We start from the raw sequence: 22,278 nt of genomic DNA, 5'->3' as shown, positions 1-22,278 counted from the left end.
CCATCCGGCAACGACCACTACCCCAAATCCGCCATCAGCACCTTTGACCGCCGCTGATAGTTGTACATCTCTTTCTTGCTTTCCGGCAGCAGGTCGATATCCACCGGCGTGAAACCACGTTCCTGGAACCAGTGAATGCTGCGCGTGGTCAGCACGAACAGCTTGCTCAGTCCCATTTGCCGGGCCTGTGTGGCGATCCGCTCCAGCAATACTTCCCCGCGCGATGAGCTACGGTAGTCCGGATGCACCGCCACGCACGCCATTTCGCCAATTCTCTCCTCCGGGAACGGGTACAGAGCGGCGCAGGCGATGGTTAGGTTATCGCGCTGAATAATCGTGAATTTGTCGATCTCCATTTCCAGTTGTTCGCGGGAGCGACGTACCAGAATGCCTTGCTGCTCCAGCGGGCGGATCAGCTCCAGAATCCCGCCGATATCGTTAATGGTAGCGCGGCGGATCTGCTCGGCGCTTTCCATTACGATCTGCGTACCGATCCCGTCACGGGAGAACAGTTCCTGCAGCAATGCGCCATCTTCCTGATAGCTGATCAGATGGCAGCGCCGTACCCCACTGCGACAGGCTTTCACTGCCCCACGCAGGAAGCGCACTGTGCCGGAGCTGTAATCGCCTTTCTCTTCCTGCAACTCAACGCGCGCCTGGGCTTCGTTAGGAAACAGCTCGGAAATAATATCGCCATCATCGTTGGTGACGCCCTGAGAGGAGCAAAAGCCGATCATTTTCTCTGCCTTCAGTTTGATAGCCAACTGTGTGGCGACCTCTTCTGAAGTCAGGTTAAAGCTCTCACCGGTGACGGAAACGGCGACCGGACCCATCAGCACAATCGCGCCACTGTCTAACTGACGGTGAATGGCATCTTCATCAATACGACGAATACGTCCGCTATGGCAGTAATCCACGCCGTCATCAACGCCCAGCGGCTGGGAGATAATAAAATTACCGCTGACCACATTGATGTGCGCCCCCTGCAATGGCGTATTATTCAGGCTCATTGACAGGCGGGCGGTAATATCAAGCTGAAGTAACCCCGCCGCCTGCTTGACCAGCTCCAGGGTTTTAGCGTCGGTAACGCGCGTATTCTTGTGGTACACCGGTTCATGATGATGCGCCGCAAGATTGGCATCAATCTGCGGCCGTGCGCCATAGACCACGACAAGGCGGATGCCGAGACTATGAAGAAGGCCAATGTCATTGACGATACTGGAAAAGTTTTCATGCTCGATGGCTTCGCCGCCCAGCATAATGACAAACGTCTTTCCCCGATGGGTATTGATATAGGGAACAGAATGGCGGAATCCCTGTACCAGTTCGGTTCTACGCTCCTTCACCACGGCACACCCTCATTGCATGATTATTCGTAATTTGTGTATTTTTATTCTGTTTTGGCGCTGTGCGCAAGCGTAATTTTTACCCATGCCGAAGATTTTTCTCAGTAATGCCGTGAATATAAAAAGAATGTTTACCCTTTTATAGATGACAGATTATGCGTCATTCGCTAAAGTTTCCGGTCAATTCAGACGTTTTACGTATTACCTCAATAAAGATTTCTTTTTGCTCGGGAGAAGCATGTCGGGATCCAATTCAGCAATCAGTCGCCGCCGTTTACTGAAAGGTGCGGGTGCTATGTGGCTTTTGAGCGTCAGCCAGGTTGGTCTGGCTGCCATGAGTCAGGTCGTTGCCGTACGTGTCTGGCCAGCGTCCAGCTACACCCGCGTCACGGTAGAATCAAACCGTCTGCTGAAATACAAACAGTTTGCCCTGAGTAATCCTGAGCGTGTGGTTGTGGATATTGAAGGCGTTAATTTGAACTCGGTGCTCAAGGGCATGGGTGCGCAGATCCGTCCTGACGATCCGTATATTAAATCGGCGCGCGTCGGGCAGTTTGACCCACAGACCGTGCGGATGGTGTTCGAGCTGAAACAGAATGTGAAGCCGCAACTTTTTGCGCTGGCTCCGGTGGCGGGCTTTAAAGAACGTCTGGTGATGGATCTCTATCCTGCGAATGCCCAGGATGTTCAGGATCCGCTGCTGGCGTTGCTGGAAGAATACAACAAGGGCGATCTGGACAAACAGGTGCCGCCTGCGCAAAGTGGCCCGCAGCCGGGTAAAGCGGGGCGCGATCGTCCCATTGTCATTATGCTCGACCCAGGGCATGGCGGAGAGGACTCCGGTGCGGTGGGGAAATACAAGACGCGTGAAAAAGATGTGGTGCTGCAGATTGCCCGACGTCTGCGAGCCCTCATAGAGAAAGAGGGCAACATGAAGGTCTTTATGACGCGAAATGAAGATATCTTCATTCCGCTTAAAGTCCGCGTGGCGAAAGCGCAGAAGCAGCGTGCAGACCTGTTTGTCTCTATTCACGCCGATGCATTTACCAGTCGACAGCCCAGAGGTTCGTCGGTATTTGCGCTCTCGACTAAAGGGGCGACCAGCACCGCCGCGAAATATCTGGCGCAAACTCAGAACGCCTCGGATTTGATTGGCGGCGTCAGCAAGAGCGGCGATCGCTACGTCGACCATACCATGTTCGACATGGTGCAATCGCTGACCATCGCCGACAGCCTGAAGTTTGGTAAAGCGGTATTGAATAAGCTCGGTAAAGTTAACAATCTGCATAAGAACCAGGTTGAACAAGCCGGGTTTGCGGTACTTAAAGCGCCGGATATTCCGTCTATTCTGGTGGAAACCGCATTTATCAGTAACGTTGAGGAAGAGCGCAAGCTCAAAACTGCGACCTTCCAGCAGGAAGTTGCCGAGTCGATTCTGGCGGGGATCAAAGCCTACTTTGCCGATGGTGCGACGCTGGCGAGAAGGGGATAACAAAAAAGCGCTGAAAAGCGCTTTTTTTATGGACCGCAGATACAAAAAAACACCCTTTAGGGTGTTTATAATGTTGGTTGCGGGGGCCGGATTTGAACCGACGACCTTCGGGTTATGAGCCCGACGAGCTACCAGGCTGCTCCACCCCGCGTCACCGTACTGCTTTATATTTTATCAAATTTGATTGGTTGCGGGGGCCGGATTTGAACCGACGACCTTCGGGTTATGAGCCCGACGAGCTACCAGGCTGCTCCACCCCGCGTCACCGTACTGCTTTTATTTCATCAAATTTTAATTGGTTGCGGGGGCCAGATTTGAACTGACGACCTTCGGGTTATGAGCCCGACGAGCTACCAAGCTGCTCCACCCCGCGTCCGTGGATGCGCACTATACTCTGCTCGCATTTTCATGCAACCCTTTTTTCACCTTGATCACGTTTTTAAGGTGAAAATGAACAAAAACAACGCATTCTGGATTGTTTTTTGCTCAAAATTTGCGTTCGGGTATGTATACGCATTTCATTAGGTTCGGGGGTTTGTTATCTTCGTCTCGCATTCAGGCAACATAAGACGAGAACAATGAAAGGACGTTGGGCAAAATATCTTCTGGCGGGAGCAGTCGTCGCGATGCTCGCCGCGTGTTCCTCAAAACCCACCGATCGTGGGCAGCAGTATAAAGACGGGAAATTTACCCAGCCTTTCTCACTGGTGAACCAGCCTGATGCGGTTGGCGCACCAATCAATGCCGGTGATTTCGCCGAGCAGGTTAATCAAATTCGCAGCGCTTCGCCACGTTTGTACGGCAACCAGAGCAACGTTTACAACGCTATCCAGCAGTGGTTACGTGCGGGTGGTGATACGCGCAGTATGCGCCAGTTTGGTATTGATGCCTGGCAAATGGAAGGGGCGGACAACTACGGTAACGTCCAGTTTACCGGTTACTACACGCCGGTTATTCAGGCGCGCCATACGCGCCAGGGCGAGTTTCAGTATCCTATCTATCGCATGCCGCCAAAACGTGGGCGCTTACCAAGCCGTGCCGAGATTTACGCGGGTGCGCTGAGCGACAACTACATTCTGGCATACAGCAACTCCCTGATGGATAACTTCATTATGGATGTGCAGGGCAGTGGTTACATCGATTTTGGCGATGGCAGTCCGCTTAACTTCTTTAGCTATTCCGGGAAAAACGGCCACGCCTATCGCAGCATCGGTAAGGTGCTTATCGATCGTGGCGAAGTGAAAAAAGAAGATATGTCGATGCAGGCTATTCGCCATTGGGGTGAAACGCACAGCGAAGCCGAAGTGCGTGAGCTGTTGGAGCAGAACCCATCGTTTGTCTTCTTTAAACCGCAATCTTTTGCACCGGTCAAAGGGGCCAGCGCGGTACCGTTGATTGGCCGCGCATCTGTGGCTTCTGACCGCAGTATCATTCCGGCGGGCACAACATTGCTGGCGGAAGTCCCGTTACTGGACAATAACGGCAAGTTTACCGGCCAGTACGAACTGCGCCTGATGGTGGCGTTAGATGTGGGTGGCGCTATTAAAGGGCAACACTTCGATATCTATCAGGGCATTGGTGCTGACGCCGGACACCGTGCGGGGTGGTATAATCACTACGGTCGCGTCTGGGTACTGAAAACAGCGCCGGGTACGGGTAACGTGTTCAGCGGTTAATAGCCGGATGGCGCTCGATATTAATGAATTTGAGGTGTTATGTCTGTGGTTATCAGTGATGCCTGGCGCCAGCGTTTTGGCGGTACGGCGCGTCTGTATGGCGAAAATGCGCTGCAGTTGTTTGCCCAATCGCACGTTTGCGTGGTCGGGATTGGCGGGGTAGGGTCGTGGGCGGCGGAAGCGCTGGCGCGTACCGGTATTGGCGCCATCACGCTCATCGATATGGATGATGTGTGCGTCACCAATACTAACCGCCAGATCCATGCTCTGCGCGATAACGTCGGCCTGGCAAAAGCTGAAGTGATGGCTGAACGTATCCGCCAGATTAACCCGGAGTGCCGGGTGAACGTGGTCGATGATTTTGTCACGCCGGATAATGTTGCTGAGTATATGAGTGCGGGTTATTCGTATGTCATCGATGCGATTGATAGCGTGCGCCCAAAAGCGGCACTGATCGCCTGGTGTCGGCGTAACAAAATTCCGCTGGTGACCACCGGTGGTGCGGGAGGGCAGATCGACCCGACGCAGATACAGGTCGTTGATTTGGCAAAAACTATCCAGGATCCGCTGGCAGCCAAGCTACGCGAGCGACTGAAAAGCGATTTTGGCGTGGTGAAAAACAGCAAAGGCAAGTTGGGCGTGGACTGTGTGTTCTCGACCGAAGCGCTGGTTTACCCGCAGGCAGATGGCTCGGTATGTGCGATGAAAGCGACGGCGGAAGGGCCGAAGCGAATGGATTGCGCATCCGGTTTTGGCGCGGCCACTATGGTGACCGCCACCTTTGGCTTTGTTGCAGTCTCACACGCGCTGAAGAAGATGATGGCGAAAGCGTCGCGCCAGAGTTGAGTGTGTTGTGCCGGATAAGGCGCGTTCGCGTCGCCATCCGGCAACCATCAAACCTGTCGGGCAGCCTCAAGAATCGCCTCGTTCAGAGCATGCAGCCCCTGGGTACGCGAGGCGCTGAGCTGCGCGCGTAAACCTAGCTCGTCAAATAATGCCATTGGCGAATGCGCCAGTAACTCGGCTGCAGTTTTACCTTCGACCGCCGTGAGTAATACCGCCAGCAGCCCGCGAACAATGCGACCTTCGCTGTCGCCGAAGAAATGCAAAGTACCATTCTCATGAAGGGTATGCCCCAGCCAAACGCGGTTTTCGCAGCCCGCGATCTCTTTGGCCTGTGCCTTTAGCGAATCAGGAAGCGCTGGCAACTGCTTACCCAGCAGAATCAGCTGGCGATATTTATCTTCCCACTGGGTGAGCGGGGTAAAGGTATTGCGTAACGTCTCTTCCGTTACGGTTGTGCCAAACGGGTGTCCGGCGAACAGAGGGCTTGTCATTAATCCACCAATATTTCCAGCGCGCGGTCAACGGCTGCGACCAACGCATCTACATCACTTTGCGTATTATAAGGTGCAAATGAGGCGCGTAGCGTCCCGGACACGCCCAGTTCTGCCAGCAGCGGTTGCGCACAGTGTTGTCCTGCACGCAGTGCAATGCCATATTCGGCCAGCAACGTCACCATGTCGCTGTGATGAACGCCTGCGAAATCAAAGGCTAACAGACTGGAGTCCTGGCAGCGGAAGGAGCGAAAGCCGGGGCGTTTCGCCAGCGCATCTTCTGCCAACGTCGCCAGACCCCGGCTCCAGTTTTCGGCCTGCACCACGTCAACGTCCGCCAGCCATTCGAGCGCCGCGCTTAGCCCGATAACGCCAGCAACGTTAGGCGTACCGGCCTCCAGCTTCCATGGAGCAGCCTGGGTGGTGAAACCGTCAAAACTGACTTCGCTAATCATTTTACCGCCACCGAGCCAGGGAGACATGGCATCCAGCAGTTCCGGTTTACCGTACAGCACGCCAATGCCGGTGGGGCCATACAGCTTGTGGCCCGAGAACGCATAGAAATCAATGTCTAATTGCTGTACGTCGGCGGGGAAATGGACAATCCCCTGGGCACCATCCACCATCACCACCATTCCAGCCGCATGGGCGAGCGTAATGGCGCGGGCCAGATCCGGGCAACCGCCGGTAACGTTCGACATCTGCCCAAGCGCCAGAATGCGGCTGCGTGGAGTGATGAGTTGCGTGAGGCATTCAACGTCTGGCAATAAATGGGCGTTAAGCGGCAGCCTGACGACCTTCGCCCCCGTTTGCTCCGCCACCATCAGCCAGGGCACGAGGTTGGCATGATGCTCTGCTGCGCTAACGATAATCTCATCACCCGGTTGTAAGCGCGGTCGCGCATAGCTTTGGGCAACCATGTTGATCGCTTCCGTCGTACCGCGGGTCCAGACGATTGTTTTGTCATCCGGCGCATTAATCAGGCTTGCGACTTTTTCCCGCGCGGCTTCATAGCGTGCGGTCAGGCGCTGTGCTTCGGCAAACTGGCTGCGGTGGACGTTCCCGGCGCTCAGGCTATAAAACTGATGGGTGGCCTCAATCACTGCCTGCGGCTTCAGTGCTGTAGCAGCGCTGTCGAGATAGACGCCAGCATCGTTGAGTGCGGGAAATTGCGCGCGAAACTGCGCGGGGTTAAAAGCGTTCATGGTATTCCTCAGTTCAGTAAACCGATCGTGGCGCAAAAAGGGCGCTGATACAAGGGGGGGGCTAACCATCGGAATACTCTGGATATCCTGGCAAAGTCCACGCAGTGTCTTATGCTATATACCGTTAGGCGAGCAATTTAGCCTGTTACGGAGTGTGTTTTTAATAGCATAAATCGCTTTAAGGAGAAAAAGATGAAAAAGACTGCCGCAATTATCTCTGCTTGTATGCTGACTTTTGCCCTGAGCGCCTGTTCTGGTTCGAATTACGTGATGCACACCAATGATGGTCGATCAATCGTATCTGATGGTAAGCCACAGACCGACAATGAAACGGGGATGATTTCGTATAAAGACGCTAACGGCAACAAACAGCAGATTAACCGTACCGATGTGAAAGAGATGGTAGAACTGGATAACTAACCGGTCGTCCATCGACAAAGAGTCGGACAAAAAAAAGCACCGCAATTTGGCGGTGCTACATTAATCACTATGGACAGACAGGGTAAATGTACAGGAAGTGAAAAAGGGTAGCTTTGCTACCATGGTCTGAATCGCAGACCAATTGCAAACACAACAACACAACATCACAACCGTAAGCCAAAAGCCCACCAGAACACGCATTCCGATAAAACTTTTCGTTCCGGCTTCAGGAAGTGCCGCCACTATAGGTATTTGCTGGTAGAACCTCAACGGACAATTTATAATGGCTCAGATAAAAAAAACTAATAGGTTACAACCTGTTGGTTAATTGTTAAATTCATTTAACATCAAAGCCTAAAAGTCATGTCAAAACGATTACCACCCCTAAATGCGTTGCGTGTTTTTGATGCTGCAGCGCGTCATTTGAGCTTTACGCGCGCAGCAGAAGAGCTTTTTGTGACGCAGGCCGCAGTAAGTCATCAAATCAAGTCACTTGAGGATTTCCTGGGGCTGAAGCTGTTTCGTCGACGCAATCGATCTTTGCTGTTAACGGAAGAAGGCCAAAGCTACTTTCTCGACATCAAAGAGATTTTTTCGCAATTAACCGACGCGACGCGTAAACTTCAGGCACGCAGTGCAAAAGGTGCGCTCACTGTGAGTTTATTGCCCAGTTTTGCAATCCAATGGATGGTTCCCAGACTCTCTAGCTTTAACTCAGCTTATCCGGGAATCGATGTCAGGATCCAGGCTGTGGACCGTCAGGAAGACAAACTGGCTGACGATGTTGATGTGGCGATTTTCTACGGACGTGGCAACTGGCCGGGTCTGCGCGTTGAAAAGTTGTACGCAGAATATCTATTGCCGGTCTGCTCGCCGCTATTACTCACCGGTGATAAACCGCTAAAGACGCCCGAAGATCTGGCGAAACACACATTATTGCACGATGCGTCACGCCGTGACTGGCAAGCCTATACGCGCCAGCTTGGCCTGAATCATATCAACGTACAGCAGGGACCCATCTTCAGCCATAGCGCCATGGTGCTCCAGGCTGCTATCCATGGACAGGGAATTGCGTTGGCTAATAACGTCATGGCGCAATCCGAAATAGAAGCCGGACGTCTGGTCTGTCCGTTTAATGATGTTCTGGTCAGCAAAAACGCATTTTATCTGGTTTGTCATGACAGTCAGGCAGAACTGGGTAAAATAGCCGCCTTCCGTCAGTGGATTCTGGCGAAAGCGGCCACGGAACAAGAAAAATTCCGCTTTCGTTATGAACAATAATTTACGTAGGGTATTCACATGACCAGCCGTTTTATGCTGATTTTTGCCGCCGTAAGTGGCTTTATCTTTGTGGCGTTGGGCGCCTTTGGGGCACATGTTCTGAGTAAAACCCTCGGTGTCGTTGAGATGGGGTGGATCCAGACTGGCCTCGAGTATCAGGCGTTCCATACGCTGGCTATATTTGGCCTGGCCGTCGCCATGCAGCGGCGCATTAGCATTTGGTTTTACTGGAGTAGCGTGTTTTTGGCATTAGGAACGGTGCTGTTTAGCGGCAGCCTGTATTGCCTCGCGCTCTCGCATTTACGCCTGTGGGCGTTTGTTACCCCCGTCGGTGGTTTCAGCTTCCTTGTGGGCTGGGCGCTGATGTTAGTGGGCGCTATTCGATTGAAACGTAAGGGCGTTAGCCATGAATAAGGTTGTATTGTTGTGTCGCCCAGGTTTTGAAAAAGAGTGCGCCGCAGAAATTACGGATAAAGCAGGACGCCGGGAAATCTTCGGTTTTGCCCGCGTGAAAGACAATGCGGGTTACGTCATCTTCGAATGCTATCAGCAGGACGATGCCGAAAAGTTAGTGAAAGAGTTGCCGTTTAGCTCGCTGATTTTTGCCCGTCAAATGTTTGTGGTGGGCGAACTGCTGCAATATTTACCGCCGGAAGACCGCATTACGCCGATTGTCGGCATGTTGCAGGGCGTGGTAGAGAAAGGCGGCGATCTGCGCGTTGAAGTTGCTGATACCAATGAAAGCAAAGAGTTGGTTAAATTTTGCCGTAAATTTACCGTACCACTGCGCGCGGCGCTGCGGGAAGCGGGCGTGCTGGCAAAATATGAAACGCCAAAACGTCCGGTGGTTCATGTGTTCTTTATCGCACCAGGCTGTTGCTATACCGGCTATTCCTGGCCTGACAATAACTCCCCGTTCTACATGGGCATTCCGCGTCTGAAGTTCCCGGCCGATGCGCCGAGCCGTTCAACACTGAAGCTGGAAGAAGCGCTGCACGTGTTTATTCCTGCCGATGAGTGGGATGAACGTCTGGCTAACGGAATGTATGCGGTGGATTTAGGGGCATGCCCGGGCGGTTGGACCTATCAACTAGTTAAACGCAACATGTGGGTTTACTCCGTGGATAATGGTCCGATGGCGCAAAGCCTGATGGATACCGGACAAGTTACCTGGCTGCGCGAAGACGGATTTAAGTACCGGCCAAATCGCAATAACATTTCGTGGATGGTTTGCGACATGGTGGAAAAGCCCGCGAAGGTTGCCGCCCTGATGGCGCAATGGCTGGTCAACGGCTGGTGTCGAGAGACTATTTTCAACCTCAAGCTGCCGATGAAAAAACGCTACGAAGAGGTGTCGCAAAACCTGGCTTATATTCAGGCACAGCTTGACGAGCATGGCGTAAATGCCCAGATTCAGGCGCGTCAGCTGTATCATGACCGTGAAGAAGTCACCGTGCACGTCCGTCGCCTGTGGGCTGCTGTTGGTGGTCGTCGCGACGAGCGATAAGGTAAAATTGCAGGCCGGATGAAGGCGTAAATGTCTCATCCGGCCTGTATTGTTTCAATTAGCGGCGTATCTGAAATAATATGCGTCACATCATCCAGATGCCCAATCCGGGCCTCCCCCGAACGATTAAATTTACTTTTATCGATCAGCAATAATGACTGCGCTGCGCGCTTAAGCAGAATGGACTTGAAGTCGGCATTGGTCGCGTTAGAGTCCCAGAGTGCGCCGTCGCTGTCGATCCCTGCGCAGGAAAAAATAAACAGATCGATCTCGAGTGGTTTGAGCTGCGAGATGAGCGAGGGGTTAACATAGCAACCGTATTTACGCTCAAGGCGACCGCCGGAGCTGATGAGCTGAAGGTGTTCGCGTTTAGCCAATTCCTGGCAAATGGGCTGGCTGTTGGTAAAGACGTGAATGTTGATGTCCGGTAACTGTCGCGCCAGGTACCAGCACGTTGAGCTGGCGTCCAGGGCTATCACCATACCTTCTTCGATCCATGCCAGCGCTTCGCGGGCAATATTCGCTTTGTGGGCATAGTGGCTTTTGAGTCGCATATGAAACGGGTCGCCGCTGTCCTGATTTTCCCGATGAATCACTTTGGCCCGCCCGTGATTGCGCAGCACTTTTCCCTGGGCTTGTAACTCGCTGAGATCGCGGCGGATGGTCTCTTTGCTGACCTTAAGTTGCAAAGCAAGGGTTTCGGTTGTCAGATTTTTGTGGTTGGTAAGCAGATCTACGATCGCCTGCTGGCGCGCCGCTTTCATGTCCTGATCCTCATCTTATGATGAATGCCCGTAGCTGACGGGCATTCAGACCAGCGATTACGGGGTTACTCCTTTTTTTAATAGAATATTCCCGTACTTTGCCCGCTCTCCTGTGATAACGATCGCAAACGCCTGTTGCGCGCGTTCATAGAAGGCATAGCGGTCAATATGCGTGATGTCCGGGCAGGGGGTTTGCAGTGAAAGCGCCTGACGATAGCGGGCCTCGACGTCAGGATCGAGGGCATCGCCTTCAACAGCCGCCATCATCACCAGCGGTGGGGCATAGCTGTCCAGTTCAAAGAGCGGAATAATTGCCTGTAGCAGGTCGCTGACCAGCAGACCGTCGGCGCGGATAACCTGCGGTCCCATGCTGTGGGCCGGGAAGTGGGCATCGGAAAATATAATCTCATCGCCGTGGCCCATCTCAGCCAGCACCTTCAGCAGGTCGGGCGAAATTAAGGGAGATATTGTTTTGAGCATGTTACTCAACTCCTGTTAGTTCGGATTCGGTTTGCGGATAGAAGTAACGGTACTGGTAGCATACCTGCCCGCGTGCCTGTTCCGGTGAGGCAAATCCCCCAATGCCCGACCACGCAAACATTGCGGCACCTGCCACGGTGGTTTCGGCGTCATCCAGCACTTTGACAGGTATCCCGAGAACATTCGCTTTGATCTGATTCCACAACGCGTTACGGCTTCCCCCACCAACCAATAGCAGTTCTGTGGCCTGGAAATGACCGATTTTTTCCAGCGTATGGAGGTTTCGCTGCAGCTGTTCTGTCAGTCCTTCCAGCGCGGCGCGATAAAAGTGCCCACGGGTGGTATTGAGCGTAACCCCTTGCCAGCCCGCATTCTGACAGGCCAGCAGGTCGCAGTGCATCTTCACGCCTTCGGCGCCTGCCGGGATGGCCCTGGCTTCGTCAATCAACGTCTGCCAGGGGGTGTCGGCAGTCCACAACAGCTTACGCACCCACTCAAGTACACCGGAAGCCAGCCACTGCATGCCGGGGTTATTCAGTCCAGCCTGGCTATCCAGCTCACAAGTGGAACCCGCATATTGGCTGAGCTGGGAGGTATCCACCTGCGCACTGCGCACCATCAGAATTTCCCATGTGCCGGAAGAGAGCACCGGTTCATCTGGCTGGGCTCCAGCGCCAAATAGCGCAAACTGCGTGTCGTGTCCGGCAGAGATGACCGGAATTCCCGCCGTAAGCCCGAGCAGGCTGGCAGCCTCTGGTTGCAAAGCCCCAATCTGTTCGCCTGCTTCAACCAGACGCGGGAACAGACGGCGCGGTATACCCGTAGCCTGTAAAATGTCATGACTAAAATCGCGCTGCCGGATGTCCAGCAACTGGCTGGTGCCCGCCATGGTGATATCTGTAGTGAACTCGCCGGTTAAACGGTGGTTGATAAGCGACGAGATAAACAACCAGGCGTGCGCCTGCTCCAGAAATTGCGGATGGTTTTCTTTCAGCCACACCAGTTTATACAGCGTGTTGAAGCTAAATGCGCCGACGCCGGAAATTTCCTGCAATTGCTGCGGTGATATGTAGCGGTGAATATTCTCCATCACCGCTGCGGTGCGTGGGCATTTCCAGCTAATCACCGGATACAGCTGCTTGCCGTTCTTATCAACCAGCGCGCCGTCAACGCCAAAAGTGGTGACGGCGATCCCGCGGACATGGCAGGCGGCCAGTTGCGTGCAGAGGCGCTGACAGCAGTCGGCGAAGCGTTGCAGAATGGACTCCAGCGACCATTGATGCCAGGTACTGTTTTCTGTTGCGATGTCACTGGCGTTCGGGGTTGCTGCGCGGGCGACAATCTTTCCCTGTCGGTCAACGGCGATAGCCCGCACGTTGGTCGCGCCACAGTCGAGAACCAGGATAACGTCTTGTTTCATATTCGCTCCCCAAACGTAGCCGGATGGCGCAGCGCTTACCCGGCCTACAAAATTCACTGCGCAGGCCCGGTAAGCTTGCGCCACCGGGCCAGAGTCGCATTAACGCTTATACAGCGGGCCGTAGTTCTGGCAGGCGCGATAATCCTGGCCTTCCATATCCATACCATGGGCTGCCCAGGCTGAAGGGCGGTAAATTTTTTCGTCTTCCACGTTGTGCATACAAACCGGGATACGCAGCATGGCGGCGAGCGTAATAAAGTCCGCGCCCACGTGACCTATCGTCAGTACGCCGTGGTTTGCGCCCCAGTTAGCCATGACGGAATAGACATCGCTGAACGGGCCTTTACCGGTTAAGCGCGGGGCAAACCAGGTGGTTGGCCAGGTGGAGTTGGTGCGCGCATCAAGCTGGTCGTGCATCTCTTTCGGCAATTCCACGCTCCAGCCTTCCGCGATTTGCAGCACCGGGCCCAGGCCTTTGATGATGTTGATGCGGGTCATGGTGAACGGCACGCCGCCCTCGGTCAGGAAGCGAGAAGAATAGCCGCCGCCGCGGAAGTATTCGTGAATAGCCGGACACCATTCGGTAGCCGCCAGGCAATCATCCGCCTCTTTCTGTGAGATTTCCCAGTGCGGCTTCATGGTCGGTTTCCCTTCGCCGTCGCGCTGTTTGCAGGAGCCATCCAGTGCTGCCGAGCCGGAGTTAATCAGGTGAATAATACCGTGCTCAGCAAGGCCGGTTAGCGGTTTACCCGTGACGCGTTCAACCGCCTCTGGCGACCAGTAGGTTCGCACATCGGCAAAGACCTGCGCTGTGCCGGTGAGTTGATGACCAAACAGCATCGCCACGCCGTTCAGGCTGTCGTTTTCGGTGGCGACAACGAACGGTTCGCGAATGCCGTTCCAGTCAAAGGAGCTGTTGAGCAGTGCTTCGGCGGTATCGCCATTCGGGTATTGATCGGTCCAGTGACGCTGGCCCTGGAAGCCTGCGGCAATCGCGTTATACCCCAGCGACTCTTCAACCCGACCTTTGTCTGCCAGTTTCTGGTTACCCTGCATCATGTCGCGAATGCACATGGCCATCAGCAGGCTCTCTTTCAGCACCGCACGGCTCTGCTCTGCGTTACGCTTATATTGCTGTGCGTTCTGATCTTCACCGTAGCGGAAGTTTTTATCCGCCCACGCCAGCGCCATTTCCAGCTCAGCTTCGTCATAGATTTTTTGGTCGATGCGACGACGCAGTTCGGTCATATCAACGGGTTGAACCTTCATTCCCAGCCAGGATTCAAAGAAGTTATGATCGACAATCGAGCCGGCAATGCCCATTGAAACACCGCCTACGGACAGGTAGCTTTTGCCTTTCATACTGGCAACCGCCAGGCCCGCGCGGGCAAAGCGCAGCAATTTTTCTTCAACATCGGCAGGAATCGTGGTGTCACCGGCATCCTGTACGTCATGGCCGTAAATAGAGAAGGCGGGAAGTCCTTTTTGATTATGCGCAGCCAATGCTGCGGCCAGATAAACTGCGCCGGGACGTTCTGTTCCGTTAAAGCCCCAGATAGCTTTCGGGCGCATCGGATCCATGTCGATGGTTTCGCTACCGTAGCACCAGCATGGGGTAACAGTAATCGTCACGCCTACGTTCAGGCTGCTGAATTTTTCTTCACAGGCGGCAGATTCAGCCATCCCGGCAATGCAAGTGTCGGCAATCACACATTCAATTTGTGCGCCACAGGCGTGACGAAGTTTCTCTGTGATCAGCGCAGCAGTGGCTTTAGCCATATTCATGGTTTGCTCTTCGAGCGATTCACGAACACCCATACGGCGCCCATCAATCACCGGACGAATTCCAATTTTCGGTAAGCTATTTTTGTTCATTCGAGGTTCCTCATCTCACTTTATGCCGTGCTGCAAAAGCGGATGTTGAACACCACTGTCGCAGTTGGCTGAATAACCCATTTTTGCTAACTCGAGTTAGCTTAGGTATTAGAGAGTTTTTTGCACAACTTTTTTGTTGTGGAACTGTGAGAGGCTTCACGAGAAGTGGTTAAAATTCGATCTGTGTCAAATAAACCAGGACGGGTATTTTCAATAAATCCTTTTTAAATTAATTATTTATAATAAATTGTCTGTTCAGCGTCACAGTTTTAAACCAAATGATTTGGCTATTTTGAGTAGCTAAAATAGCTTTAAAAGGCACTTCGCTAACTCGAGTTAGCATAATTGATAAAACGCATATGAACTTATAGGTAGTATTCGCATTAACGGTGACGATGGCTTCCTGGCAACGTTTTGCGCCTGATTCACTGATTGCAGTTTCTGTATATTGAGGAAAGCAGCAATGTCTGAAACATTTTTACAGATGAGTCATATTACGAAACGTTTTCCCGGCGTATTAGCGTTGAGTAATGTGGATTTTGCTTTACGCAAAGGAGAGGTTCATGCGCTGCTGGGTGAGAATGGCGCAGGAAAGTCTACGTTGATGAAGATTTTATCCGGTGTTTATCAGCCTGATGAAGGGGATATTATTTTTGAGGGACAACCTGTTACTTTTGCGAATCCGTTGAGTGCACAAAACGCAGGTATCACCATCATTCACCAGGAGTTTAACCTTTTCCCTGAACTCACGGTGGAAGAAAATATATTTATTGGCAGGGAGTTTTGCAAAAATAATCGCTGGCGTCTGGATGATAAACAACAGCGACAGGCAGCTATCGATATTTTGCAAAAATTAAACCTGAATATCTCTCCAGAAACGCTGGTGGCCGATCTGACCGTCGCGCAACAACAAATGGTTGAGATTGCTAAAGCGATATCGGTGAATGCCAAGATTCTTATTATGGATGAACCGACGGCAGCGCTGACTGAAACGGAAATTGACAGCTTATTTCAGGTAACTCGTTTGCTGAAAGAACAGGGAACGGGCATTGTTTATATCTCGCACAGATTAGAGGAACTGGCGCTGATCGCCGATCGCGCGACGGTGATGCGGGATGGTCAGTTTATTGCCACTGTGGATTATGATGCGGTTAAAATTAGCGATCTGATTGCCATGATGGTTGGGCGCGATCTTGGCAATATCTATCCTCGCCGCGAACCTTTGGCTCAACGCAAGCCGGTGTTGGAAGTAAGCGGTCTGACGCGCAATGGCGTATTGAACAATATTGATTTCACTCTGTATCAGGGCGAAATTTTGGGCTTCGCCGGTCTGATGGGGGCAGGACGTACTGAGCTGGCGCGGGCGATTTTTGGTGCGGATCCCATTGATGGCGGAACCCTCAAGCTGAACGGTAGCGTGACGGTAATTAAAGATATTCCTGATGCTATCAAACAGGGTATCAGCTATTTAACCGAGGACAGGAAAAAAGAGGGGCTGGCATTAGGACTGTCCGTTGAGCGCAATATTATGTTGGGCAATTATCCTGAGTATTCCGATCGTTATGGCAACGTGGACAGCAAACGTTGTCAGAAAACCAGCGAAGAACAGGTGAAAGCCCTACGCATTAAAACACCACATTTAGAACAGGCTGCTCTGAATTTAAGTGGTGGTAATCAGCAGAAAATTATTATTGCCAGATGGGTGTGTAAAGACACCGATATTCTCATCTTTGATGAACCCACTCGCGGTATTGATGTGGGTGCCAAACTTGAGATTTATGAATTAATGAATCGACTGGTGGCAAAAGGGAAGTCAATTATCATGATCTCCTCTGAATTACCGGAAGTGCTGGGTATGTGCGATCGCATTTTAGTGATGCGTAATGGACGTATTACCGGGGAGTTAGCTTCTGATGACGCCACACAAGAAAAAATCATGCAATATGCGACGTTAGAGGACTAATTTATGACTATCTCTGTAACCTCTTCAGACAGCAATAATAAGAAAATAAAAATTAACAAAGAACTTTTAATGCGCCTTGCGCCGCTTTTGAGTCTGATTATTTTAGTAATATTTTTTAGCTTTGGTTCGCCATTTTTCTTTAACACTGAAAACATCATGACAATCGCTCTGCAAACTTCAGTGATTGGCATTATGGCGATTGGCGTTACCTTCGTCATTATCACGTCAGGAATCGACCTTTCTCTTGGCTCGGTGGTGGCCTTTTCTGGTGTTGCGGTGGGCATCAGCGCCACGCTGGGATTGCCTCTGCCCGTATGTATTCTGGCCGGGGTGCTGGCCGGTGGATTATGCGGCTATATCAATGGTCTGCTGGTCACCAAAATGACTATCCCACCTTTTATCGCCACGCTGGGCCTGATGATGTCCGTCAGAGGCATCAATATGGTGATGACAGATGGTCGTGCGATTTATTTCGCTGATTACCCCACCTTCAAAATGCTGGCCCAGGGACGTTTGTTCGATGTGTTGCCTTATCCCGTTTTTTACCTGGTGGTGGTGGCGCTAATCGCCGCCTACATCCTGAAGAAAACGGTGATTGGTCGCTATGTTTACGCTGTGGGTAGCAATGAGGTGGCCGCACATCTTTCCGGTATTAAAGTTCAACGCGTCAAAATTTTCGTCTACGCCTTTTGTGGTCTGCTGACCGGGATCGCCGGCGTTATTCTGGCCTCACGTCTGAACTCTGGTCAGCCAACGGTTGGCGTGGGTTATGAACTGGAAGCCATCGCGGCGGTTGTTATTGGCGGTACGAGCCTGATGGGAGGAATTGGCACCATCGGCGGGACTATCATCGGCGCATTCATTATGAGCGTGTTGAAAAACGGTCTGAACCTGATGGGGGTTTCCCAGTTCTGGCAAATGGTGGCCATGGGCGTGGTGGTCATTGCTGCGGTTTATCTCGATACATTACGCAAAAAAATTCGTTGATTTACGCTCCCGGAAGTCACGGGGCATCATAACCCTGACGTTTAGGGTGACTCACTCAGAACGGAGTAAAACAATGAGAACCAGGAATTTTGTCTATGCGTTATCCCTGCTGGCCTGTATGACATCCAGCGTATTGGCTAAAGATATGAACCTTCCGGTGGTCAGTAAAGGTTTCCAGCATGAATTCTGGCAAACCGTAAAAATGGGGACGGAAGCGGCAGCAAAAGAGTCGGGTGATAAAACCAGCTATGTTGGCCCGGCGGATGAAACTCAGATTGCCGAGCAGATTCAGCTAGTTGAAAACGCGATGGCGCAAAAACCCAATGGGCTATTGCTGGCAGCGTTAGATGCCAATGCGCTGGCGCCATTAGTTGAGACCGCAAATTCACGCGGCATTAAAGTTGTGACGTTTGACTCCGGCGTGAATTCCGATATTCCAGTGAGCTTTGTCGCCACGAATAACCGTAAAGCCGGTGCTGAAGCGGCGGATGCACTGGCTGCGGAAGTGGGTAGCAAAGGTAAAGTGGGCATTATTGCGCACGTAGCGGGGACCTCCTCAGCGATTGAGCGTTCGGAAGGGTTTATTGCCCGCATGAAGGAGAAATACCCGGAAATCCAGGTGCTACCGGTCCAGTACAGCGATGGCGATCCGCAAAAAGCGATGGATAAAACCATCGATATGATCCAGGCCAACCCTGATATTGCAGGGATTTATGGCACCAATGAAGGCTCAACGCTGGGCGTAGCAAACGCCATTGATAGTCAAAACCTGAAAGGCAAAGTGAAAGTGATTGGTTTTGATAGCACCGAGGCAATCATTGCTTTCCTGAAGTCTGGGGTCATTCAGGGCTTTGTCGTGCAGGACGCTTATCAGATTGGCTACCAGGGTATCAAGACACTAAATGCAGCGGTATCGGGTCAGTCTGTACCGAAAGAAATTGATATTCCGGTTAAATTCGTTAATGCGAAGAACATTGACACCCCGGAAATTGACAAGCTGTTACACCCATTTGGTAAAAAATAACACCGTTGGGGCGAAGTGCTCGCCCCATCATTCGCCAGCGTCAGGGAGTTACTATGGGCAGTGGATATTTCCTCGGTGTGGATGTCGGTTCCGCCAGCGTCAGGGCTGGTGTCTTTGATGCCAGTGGCAAACGGCTGGCTTTTGCGACACACGCCATCTCGCAGTTTCGACCCGGTCCTGAGCGGGTTGAGCAGTCATCTGCAGAAATCTGGCAGCAGGTTTGCCATGCAGTGAAGGAGGCGGTGTCGTCATCCGAGGTTCGCATTGAGGAGATTCGCGCATTGGGATTTGATGCCACCTGTTCATTGGTGGCACTGGATGAACAGGGGCGGGGTCTGGCAGTTTCGCCAGGCGAACCATCAGACCATAACATCATCATGTGGATGGATCATCGTGCGGCGCAGGAGACGCAACGTATAAACGCCACGCAGGATCCGGCTCTGCGCTACGTTGGCGGTGAAGTCAGCGTCGAAATGGAGCTTCCTAAAGTACTGTGGTTGAAAAACCATTTTCCAGCCACCTGGCAGAGTGCGTATCGCTTCTACGATCTGGCGGACTTTCTGGTCTCTAAAGCTACCGCCTGTGATGTTGCTGGTCTGTGCACGCTGACGTGTAAATGGAACTATCTGGCACATGAACAACGCTTTAGCCACTCCCTGCTTGACGCTGTTGAGCTAACGGATTTGTTGGGCAAAATCCCGTCGCGGATCCTGCCGCCAGGCGCTGCCGTTGGAACGCTTAGCACCGATGCGGCCCAGGCGCTGGGGCTGACGACTGCAGTGGTCGTCGCCAGCGGAATGATTGATGCCCATGCGGGCGGAGTAGCGCTTGCTGGTGTTGAGCCTGAGGGGACGTTGGCGTTGATCAGCGGAACGTCAAATTGCCATATGCTGTGCAGCGAGCAGGAAATTCATACACCTGGTGTATGGGGGCCGTACTGGTCAGCCATGCTGCCAGGCTACTGGCTGACAGAAGGGGGGCAAAGTGCCGCTGGGGCGTTAGTCGACTGGACGCTTCAGGAGTCAGGAGCCAGCGCGGCGCTATTTCACAAGGCTGAGGCGCGGGGTTGCCATCCCATCGTTTTAGTTAATGAATGGGTTGCCGAACTTGAGGCGCAGGAGTCAGAGCCTGGTCGTTATTTGCATGTGCTGGCCGATCACCACGGCAATCGTTCACCGCGCGCGCGACCCGATGCCCGGGGGAGTGTTTGCGGTTTGACTCTTGAGCGAGGCGAGATGCAGGTTGCTCGTCTGTACCTGGCGACATTACAGGCGATCGCCTGCGGTACGCGGCATATTATGGAAGTGATGCGCGAAAACGGTCACACCATTTCCCGACTGACGCTGTGCGGCGGCGCAACGCATAATCCACTGTGGTTGCGAGAATATGCCGATGCCACCGGATGCGATATTCATCTGATGCAGGAAGAGGATGCGGTGACGTTAGGGGCGGCCATCACCGGCGCGGTTGCCTGCGGCGCGTGGGAAAATATTCCATCTGCATGCCAGGCGATGGTTCGATCAGGCGAGGTGATTAAGGCTAACCCGGCACGGCGGAACTTCTATGACCGCAAATATCAGGCTTATCTGATGATGTGGGATCAGCAGCAGGCGATTAACCAACTTATGCAGTAAGACAAAAGTTTAAAATACTTTTATGATTGTAGATTGACGTTTTTGGATGTGAACTGGGGCATATAAATGGCTAAAACAGTAGAACAGATAGCCAGCGATCTGAATTTATCGGTTACGACCGTACGACTGGTGCTGAACGGGAAAGCAGAGCAATATCGAATCAGTGTCAAAACCCAAACGCGTATTAATGAATATGTCGAGCGCTATGGTTACGTCATTAACCATTCAGCACGCAGCCTGAAATTGAATAAAACGGATACGTTGGGATTGATTGTGCCCAATATTTCTAACGTGTTTTTTGCCACACTCGCAGAAAAACTTGAGCAACGCTGTCGTCGTTCCGGTTATCAGCTAACGATTAGCTGTACCTATGACGATGTTGATTACGAAAATAAACTGACCAAAGCGTTAATAGCTCGCAATGTCGATGGCCTTTTTATTGTTCCCTCAACATTAGAGAATCAGCAGCACCATTTACGTCAGGTCAGAAAACCGATGGTGTTACTTGACCGTGATTTTAAGTATACCGATAACGCTCTGGTAGAAAGCCATAACATTTTGGGCGGCGAAAAATTGACGCAAAGTTTGTTTGACGCTGGAAAGTCGCCGATCTGGTTTTTGGTGGGAGATACCGGATTACCCAGCATCGGCGACCGTTTGCAAGGTTATCTTAATGCATTGAACAATAATGGTATTTTGCATAGCGATTGGGTGCGCGAAGGTCCGGACAACACGCCCGAGGGGGGTTATCGACTGATGGATGAGTTGATCGGCGAACAGGGTTGTCCACAGGCATTTATCGCCTCATCATTACCCGTACTGGAGGGGGCCATTAATGCTATTCGTAATCGTTTTGGCACAATTCCACCTGAAATTAACATTGGGACATTCGATGAACACCCAATGCTGGGATTCCTCGCCAATAATGTCTGGTCAATGCAGCAGGATGAAAATGTTTGGGCGGAAAAAGCGTTCGATATGATGATGAGTGCTATTGATGACCAGCCAATTAAAGAAACTGTAAAAGTTGAGATGAAACTTATTAAGCGCGTAAGACAACCTTAATACGCCGCTATAAATAAATCGGCCTACTGAACCTGAATATATACGTTCAGTGGCTGCCTGTATCTGAAACCTGACCCGTCTTACTCTGCGGCTGCATTTTTCGCAATAAAGACGAGGGGAAACTGTACCCGGAGAATCATTATGGAAAGAATGCGTTTGTCGCGAGAAATCATTGAAACCTGCCTTGAAATGACCAGCCTTGGATTGAATCAGGGGACGGCGGGAAATGTGAGTGCGCGTTATGAAAATGGGATGCTGATCACGCCCAGCGGTATTCCTTACGAAAGACTTACTGAAAATATGATCGTGTATGTAGATAACGATGGGAAATATGATAAAGGACAATTACCCTCCAGTGAATGGCGTTTTCACCTGGCGGCATACCAGACGCGTCCGGATGCCAATGCGGTTGTCCATAACCATGCCGTACATTGCACGGCCGTTTCTATTCTTAATCGCCCTATCCCGGCAATTCACTACATGATTGCGGCGGCAGGGGGGAACTCTATTCCGTGTGCGCCTTATGCGACGTTTGGTACACGAGAGCTGTCAGAGCATGTGAGCGTCGCCCTGAAAAACCGTAAGGCAACGCTTTTACAGCACCATGGGTTGATTGCTTGTGAAGCGAATTTGGAAAAAGCACTGTGGTTGGCGCATGAAGTGGAAGTTCTGGCCCGCCTTTATCTGAGCACGCTGGCGATTGTTGACCCGGTGCCGGTGCTGGATGACGAGGAGATCGCCATTGTGCTGGAGAAATTCAAATCTTACGGATTACGCATTGAAGAGTAATTTCGCATAGCGA

Annotated in this window: 20 protein-coding genes and 3 tRNA genes; 13 read left to right on the top strand and 10 right to left on the bottom strand. The window is 52.1% G+C overall.

What is annotated here, in order from left to right:
• Nucleotides 1-17 precede the first annotated feature (17 nt).
• Nucleotides 18-1,349 carry an amino-acid N-acetyltransferase gene (gene argA / locus OGV65_RS11840; RefSeq protein ID WP_286454985.1) on the bottom strand — a complete coding sequence of 444 codons (1,332 nt, stop codon included), beginning with the start codon at nucleotides 1,347-1,349 and terminating at the stop codon, nucleotides 18-20.
• 235 nt (nucleotides 1,350-1,584) lie between these two features.
• On the opposite strand from argA, the gene amiC reads away from it, so the two are divergent.
• Nucleotides 1,585-2,838, top strand: a complete 1,254-nt coding sequence (amiC, locus tag OGV65_RS11835; protein ID WP_016154266.1) for an N-acetylmuramoyl-L-alanine amidase AmiC — start codon at nucleotides 1,585-1,587, stop codon at nucleotides 2,836-2,838.
• Between the two features lie 74 nt (nucleotides 2,839-2,912).
• On the opposite strand, the gene OGV65_RS11830 is transcribed toward amiC, so the two are convergent.
• From OGV65_RS11830 to OGV65_RS11820, 3 genes are all read right to left on the bottom strand, one after another.
• Nucleotides 2,913-2,989, bottom strand: a tRNA-Met gene (locus tag OGV65_RS11830).
• A gap of 34 nt (nucleotides 2,990-3,023) precedes the next feature.
• Nucleotides 3,024-3,100, bottom strand: a tRNA-Met gene (locus OGV65_RS11825).
• Between the two features lie 34 nt (nucleotides 3,101-3,134).
• Nucleotides 3,135-3,211 (bottom strand) — tRNA-Met (locus OGV65_RS11820).
• Nucleotides 3,212-3,416: 205 nt separating this feature from the next.
• Between OGV65_RS11820 and mltA the strand changes: the two genes are divergently transcribed.
• Nucleotides 3,417-4,514 (top strand): murein transglycosylase A, encoded by a 1,098-nt coding sequence (mltA, locus tag OGV65_RS11815; RefSeq protein ID WP_019077597.1) that lies wholly within the window; start codon nucleotides 3,417-3,419, stop codon nucleotides 4,512-4,514.
• A gap of 39 nt (nucleotides 4,515-4,553) precedes the next feature.
• Nucleotides 4,554-5,360, top strand: coding sequence for a tRNA cyclic N6-threonylcarbamoyladenosine(37) synthase TcdA (gene tcdA, locus OGV65_RS11810; RefSeq protein WP_103766717.1), 807 nt, complete (start codon nucleotides 4,554-4,556; stop codon nucleotides 5,358-5,360).
• 47 nt (nucleotides 5,361-5,407) lie between these two features.
• Here the strand turns inward: tcdA and csdE are convergent, their stop codons facing one another.
• Both csdE and csdA read right to left on the bottom strand, forming a co-directional pair.
• Nucleotides 5,408-5,851 carry a cysteine desulfurase sulfur acceptor subunit CsdE gene (gene csdE / locus OGV65_RS11805; RefSeq protein ID WP_016154263.1) on the bottom strand — a complete coding sequence of 148 codons (444 nt, stop codon included), beginning with the start codon at nucleotides 5,849-5,851 and terminating at the stop codon, nucleotides 5,408-5,410.
• Nucleotides 5,851-7,056: a cysteine desulfurase CsdA gene (gene csdA / locus OGV65_RS11800; protein WP_153690054.1), complete on the bottom strand. Its 1,206-nt coding sequence runs from the start codon at nucleotides 7,054-7,056 to the stop codon at nucleotides 5,851-5,853. The genes csdE and csdA overlap by 1 nt, the downstream gene beginning before the upstream one ends.
• Nucleotides 7,057-7,248: 192 nt before the next feature.
• Between csdA and OGV65_RS11795 the strand changes: the two genes are divergently transcribed.
• From OGV65_RS11795 to rlmM, 4 genes are all read left to right on the top strand, one after another.
• The gene (locus OGV65_RS11795) at nucleotides 7,249-7,476 is read left to right on the top strand and encodes a YgdI/YgdR family lipoprotein (protein ID WP_016154261.1); all 228 of its coding nucleotides are present in this window, start codon (nucleotides 7,249-7,251) and stop codon (nucleotides 7,474-7,476) included.
• Nucleotides 7,477-7,839: 363 nt separating this feature from the next.
• Nucleotides 7,840-8,757 (top strand): glycine cleavage system transcriptional regulator GcvA, encoded by a 918-nt coding sequence (gene gcvA / locus OGV65_RS11790; RefSeq protein WP_016154260.1) that lies wholly within the window; start codon nucleotides 7,840-7,842, stop codon nucleotides 8,755-8,757.
• A gap of 18 nt (nucleotides 8,758-8,775) precedes the next feature.
• On the top strand, nucleotides 8,776-9,171 hold the full coding sequence (locus OGV65_RS11785) for a DUF423 domain-containing protein (RefSeq protein ID WP_003034037.1): 396 nt from the start codon (nucleotides 8,776-8,778) through the stop codon (nucleotides 9,169-9,171).
• Complete coding sequence (rlmM, locus tag OGV65_RS11780) at nucleotides 9,164-10,264, top strand: 23S rRNA (cytidine(2498)-2'-O)-methyltransferase RlmM (protein WP_003034040.1); 1,101 nt, start codon at nucleotides 9,164-9,166, stop codon at nucleotides 10,262-10,264. The genes OGV65_RS11785 and rlmM overlap by 8 nt, the downstream gene beginning before the upstream one ends.
• A gap of 35 nt (nucleotides 10,265-10,299) precedes the next feature.
• Here rlmM and fucR read toward each other — a convergent pair whose 3' ends face one another.
• The 4 genes from fucR to fucI all read right to left on the bottom strand — a co-directional run bounded on the left by fucR (nucleotide 10,300) and on the right by fucI (nucleotide 14,803).
• On the bottom strand, nucleotides 10,300-11,028 hold the full coding sequence (fucR, locus tag OGV65_RS11775) for an L-fucose operon activator (protein WP_200102760.1): 729 nt from the start codon (nucleotides 11,026-11,028) through the stop codon (nucleotides 10,300-10,302).
• A 57-nt stretch (nucleotides 11,029-11,085) separates the two neighbouring features.
• Nucleotides 11,086-11,508: an L-fucose mutarotase gene (gene fucU, locus OGV65_RS11770; protein WP_286454983.1), complete on the bottom strand. Its 423-nt coding sequence runs from the start codon at nucleotides 11,506-11,508 to the stop codon at nucleotides 11,086-11,088.
• A gap of 1 nt (nucleotide 11,509) precedes the next feature.
• The gene (gene fucK / locus OGV65_RS11765; protein ID WP_286454982.1) at nucleotides 11,510-12,928 is read right to left on the bottom strand and encodes an L-fuculokinase; all 1,419 of its coding nucleotides are present in this window, start codon (nucleotides 12,926-12,928) and stop codon (nucleotides 11,510-11,512) included.
• 99 nt (nucleotides 12,929-13,027) lie between these two features.
• A complete protein-coding gene (fucI, locus tag OGV65_RS11760) occupies nucleotides 13,028-14,803 on the bottom strand; it encodes an L-fucose isomerase (RefSeq protein WP_047357907.1) in 1,776 nt (591 codons plus the stop codon).
• Nucleotides 14,804-15,266: 463 nt separating this feature from the next.
• On the opposite strand from fucI, the gene OGV65_RS11755 reads away from it, so the two are divergent.
• The 6 genes from OGV65_RS11755 (at nucleotide 15,267) to fucA (ending at nucleotide 22,265) form a co-directional block, all read left to right on the top strand.
• The gene (locus tag OGV65_RS11755; RefSeq protein WP_286454981.1) at nucleotides 15,267-16,766 is read left to right on the top strand and encodes a sugar ABC transporter ATP-binding protein; all 1,500 of its coding nucleotides are present in this window, start codon (nucleotides 15,267-15,269) and stop codon (nucleotides 16,764-16,766) included.
• A gap of 3 nt (nucleotides 16,767-16,769) precedes the next feature.
• Nucleotides 16,770-17,753 (top strand): ABC transporter permease, encoded by a 984-nt coding sequence (locus OGV65_RS11750; RefSeq protein WP_003034055.1) that lies wholly within the window; start codon nucleotides 16,770-16,772, stop codon nucleotides 17,751-17,753.
• A gap of 73 nt (nucleotides 17,754-17,826) precedes the next feature.
• Nucleotides 17,827-18,777 (top strand): ABC transporter substrate-binding protein, encoded by a 951-nt coding sequence (locus tag OGV65_RS11745; protein WP_016157361.1) that lies wholly within the window; start codon nucleotides 17,827-17,829, stop codon nucleotides 18,775-18,777.
• Nucleotides 18,778-18,830: 53 nt separating this feature from the next.
• Nucleotides 18,831-20,411, top strand: coding sequence for an FGGY-family carbohydrate kinase (locus tag OGV65_RS11740; RefSeq protein WP_286454980.1), 1,581 nt, complete (start codon nucleotides 18,831-18,833; stop codon nucleotides 20,409-20,411).
• A gap of 66 nt (nucleotides 20,412-20,477) precedes the next feature.
• Nucleotides 20,478-21,476: a LacI family DNA-binding transcriptional regulator gene (locus OGV65_RS11735; protein ID WP_016154251.1), complete on the top strand. Its 999-nt coding sequence runs from the start codon at nucleotides 20,478-20,480 to the stop codon at nucleotides 21,474-21,476.
• Nucleotides 21,477-21,617: 141 nt separating this feature from the next.
• Nucleotides 21,618-22,265, top strand: coding sequence for an L-fuculose-phosphate aldolase (gene fucA / locus OGV65_RS11730; protein WP_003034062.1), 648 nt, complete (start codon nucleotides 21,618-21,620; stop codon nucleotides 22,263-22,265).
• Nucleotides 22,266-22,278: the final 13 nt, after the last annotated feature.

Source organism: Citrobacter sp. Cb004, assembly GCF_030337065.1.
In the GTDB taxonomy this organism is placed as follows: Bacteria; Pseudomonadota; Gammaproteobacteria; order Enterobacterales; family Enterobacteriaceae; genus Citrobacter; species Citrobacter braakii.
The sequence above is the reverse complement of the archived record's forward strand: the minus strand, read 5'-3'. Positions and strand labels throughout refer to the sequence as shown.